Annotated in this window: 3 protein-coding genes; 2 read left to right on the top strand and 1 reads right to left on the bottom strand. The window is 40.4% G+C overall.

The features are described 5' to 3' along the window. On the bottom strand, positions 1–1,555 hold a 1,555-nt coding region (locus tag AAC037_RS21235; RefSeq protein ID WP_339905446.1), incomplete at its 3' end, for a thiamine pyrophosphate-dependent enzyme. Positions 1,556–1,903: 348 nt separating this feature from the next. On the opposite strand from AAC037_RS21235, the gene ald reads away from it, so the two are divergent. Next, positions 1,904–3,025, top strand: coding sequence for an alanine dehydrogenase (ald, locus tag AAC037_RS21230; RefSeq protein ID WP_339905444.1), 1,122 nt, complete (start codon positions 1,904–1,906; stop codon positions 3,023–3,025). Positions 3,026–3,141: 116 nt separating this feature from the next. Then, the coding region (locus AAC037_RS21225) for a radical SAM protein (RefSeq protein ID WP_339905443.1) at positions 3,142–3,880 on the top strand (739 nt) is incomplete at its 3' end.

Raw genomic sequence — 3,880 nt, 5'->3', positions numbered from 1 at the left:
GCGATCCATGTTTGGCCTGCAAACCGGCAAAGGCCTGGTTCACATCTCCAATCTTTCCAACATCTTCTCCGATAACAAAAACCCTGGGGTCTCTGCTGAGTATGGCATCAAAGCATGCTTTCAATACCTCGCGCCCATCCAAAAGTTCGGGTTTATTCGGATAGCTTAGCTCCTCAGTAGTAACAGCCTCTACTCTGAAAGCTGACTCACTATACTGATGACTAGAGTACCTGTCTTCATTTAGTTCCTGCTGTTTTTTATACCAGGCCTGAAGCCTTACTTTAACCTCCAAAGGTTCATCCCTCACCAATAACAAGGCTTTTCGAACTGTACTTATCACATCCATTCTCACTGGATTTAAAGTACGTTTAAGGTCCCCAGTCATTTGGATAAGTTGGCTACTTTCCTTTATTTTTTTCGCCAAATCGGTTAGCAAGCCAACAGCTTCTTCTAATTCCGTTCGAATGCTTGCAGTAAAGGCCTTCCATGCTTTATCTTTACTCTCTTTGACCAGTTGCTTGGCCTCATTTTCTATTTGATCCAGCTCCTCTACAGAAGCAATCTTATTTTCTAATATATATTCTTTGAACTTTACAACGCAGTCATGTCCTGCTTCCCAAGCGAGCCTCTCTTTGCTTTTGTACCGCTCATGCGAACCAGAGGTAGAGTGCCCTTGAGGCTGGGTCATTTCTTTAACATGTACCAGTACGGGAATATGCTCTTCTCGCGCCAATTTATTGGCCTTACCATAAGCATTTACCAACCCTACATAATCCCAGCCATTCACGACCAAAATCTCGTAGCCTTTTTCTTTGTTATCTCTTTTAAATCCTTCTAATGCAGCGGAAATGCTCGCCTTTGTTACCTGCAAATCATTTGTTACAGAAATACCATAATCATCATCCCATACAGAAATTACCATGGGGACTTGTAATACCCCCCCTGCATTAAAGGTTTCAAAAAACATTCCTTCAGCAGTAGATGCATTCCCTATAGTGCCCCATGCCACTTCGTTTCCCTTATCAGAAAAAGTACTCATGCCATGAAGGGCTGGGTTTTCCCTATAAAGTTTGGAAGCATAGGCAAGCCCCAACAATTTAGGCATTTGGGCCGCTGTTGGGGATATATCGGCTGTGGAATTTTTAATTTTCATCAGGTTCTTCCACGACCCATCTTCATTCAATGACCTTGTAGCAAAATGGGCGTTCATTAAACGGCCTCCACTCGCAGGTTCAGCATGAATGTCCGTATGCGCATATAGTTGAGCAAAATACTCCTGTATACTCAATTCTTCCATGGCAAATAACAGGGTTTGGTCTCTATAATAACCTGACCTAAAATCTCCCATCTTAAAAAACTTAGCCATAGCTACCTGTGCCAATTCTTTGCCGTCCCCATAGACACCAAATTTAGCCTTTCCCATAAACACCTCTTTTCTTACTGTCAAGGAAGCATGCCTACTGATCATGACCATGCTGTAGTCATTCAAGACGCTTTGCACATCCAAAGTAGATGCATTTTCTTTTGTAAGAGAAGGTAGATATACAGTGTTCATTAATTACGCCATTTTCTTCATATGAAAATCCAAGGATTTCAAAAATACACATTTTTTGGTGTTATCCCAATTTATAAGAGGAGCCAAAATTAATTAAAAACAATATTATTCTGAATAATATAATCTTTAACGCACGAAAACGAATTTTATTTTGATATAGTAATGAAAATATCTTCATTCAATAGCTTGTCGACTAAATTTTAATTACCTAATACCCAAACAAAGACTATAAAGCATTCAATTATCAAAATAGGATGAAAACAATATTTAATTTATTTCTTCAATCATTTCCCTTGCAAGCAATCCCTGATTATATTTGATTAGTTCGTTCACTTTAAAGCTACTATTATGCGCATCGCTGTTCCTAAAGAGATAAAAAACAATGAAAACAGAGTGGCACTAACCCCTGCAGGTGCTCAAGAATTTACTAAAAATGGGCATCAAGTATTTATTCAGGAATCAGCAGGGCTTGGAAGTGGGTTTCCGGATCAGGCCTACCAAAATGCCGGTGCAAAAATTATTCCTACCATTGAAGAAACTTATAGCAAAGGGGAAATGATCATGAAAGTCAAAGAACCCATTGAACCTGAATACTCCCTTATCAAGGAAAACCAGTTGCTCTTCACCTACTTCCATTTTGCTTCAAATAAACCCCTCACCGAAGCAATGATCAAAAGTAAAGCCATCTGTTTGGCTTACGAAACCGTAGAAAAGGAAGACAAAACACTTCCCTTACTTATTCCAATGTCAGAAGTCGCAGGAAGGATGTCGGTCCAAAAAGGTGCCAATTATTTGGAAAAACCGCTAGGAGGTAGGGGAATACTATTGGGAGGTGTTCCCGGAACTTTACCTGCCAAAGTATTGATATTAGGAGGGGGAATTGTGGGCACTCAAGCCGCTTGGATGGCTTCGGGGCTTGGAGCAGATGTTGTCATTTTAGACGTATCCCTACCAAGAATGCGTTACCTTTCCACAGTAATGCCTAAAAATGTAAAGACAATGATGTCCAATGAATTTAACATTAGACATTTGATCAAAAATGCAGACCTCATTATTGGTGCAGTATTGATCCCCGGAGCAAAAGCACCACACCTGATCACAAGAGACATGCTTAAGGAAATGCTTCCCGGAACGGTTCTCGTAGACGTGGCTGTGGACCAAGGCGGTTGTATTGAAACCTGCAAACCCACCACCCATGAAGAACCCACCTATACCATCGATGGGGTGCTGCATTATTGCGTGGCCAATATGCCGGGAGCTGTCCCCTACACCTCCACCCTGGCACTGACCAATGCCACTTTACCTTATGCCATGGAATTGGCACAAAAAGGTTGGCAAGAAGCCTGTGATAAATACCCTGAACTCCACCATGGTTTCAATATAATAAAAGGAGATATTGTCTATGAAGCCGTTGCAGAAACTTTTAACCTTCCTTATGTTCCGGTAAGCTACTACCTAAATCACCATTAGCAGAAACAACGGTTTTAAAAAAAACATGACTTTAATCAGTATCCTTGCTTTTTGTCATCATTTTATCTTGGCCGAAGTATGAGGAATTTTGTGCCATCAATCAACTTTATGTGGCAATGACAAATCCCTCTCTTATTCAAAAGTACAATGTCCCTGCTCCAAGGTACACTTCCTACCCAACCGTTCCACATTGGGAAAACGATGTTCACTCCTCAAACTGGGCAGCATTATTTACCAAGGCTTATAAGAATTTCGGACCTGATGAAGGCATAAGCCTATATATCCACCTGCCCTATTGTGAAAGCCTATGTACCTATTGTGGCTGCAATAAAAGAATTACAATAAACCATAATGTAGAACTCCCTTATATAACCGCAGTAATGAAAGAGTGGGACATGTATGTTGACCTACTAGATAAAAAGCCAAAGCTCGCCGGCATTCACTTGGGAGGTGGGACTCCTACATTCTTTTCTCCTTCTTCTCTATGGATTTTAATCGACCATATTACCAAAAATTCCAGCCAAATGGATAATTATGAATTCAGCTTTGAAGGACATCCCAACAATACAAGTAAGGAACATTTAGAGACCTTGGCAGGCCTTGGTTTCGACAGGGTAAGTTTTGGTATTCAGGACTTCGATAGTAAAGTTCAAAGAGCCATTCATAGATTTCAACCCTATGAAAAGGTAAAACAAGTAACCGAAGCAAGCAGGAAATCCGGTTATAAATCCATTAATTTTGACCTTATTTATGGTCTCCCTCATCAAACTTTGGAAACATTAAAAGACACTTTCGAAAAAACGAAAGCACTCATGCCGGATCGAATTGCTTTTTATAGTTACGCACATTTACCAA

The sequence above is a fragment of the uncultured Cyclobacterium sp. genome (genome assembly GCF_963976465.1).
GTDB lineage: Bacteria > Bacteroidota > Bacteroidia > Cytophagales > Cyclobacteriaceae > Cyclobacterium.
Note: the sequence above shows the minus strand (reverse complement) of the source record. Positions and strands in the feature narration are given on the sequence as shown.

Coding starts and splice junctions, on each gene's coding strand:
- ald (WP_339905444.1), top strand. CDS start 1,904: ATGCGCATCGCTGTTCCTAAAGAGATAAAAAACAATGAAAACAGAGTG.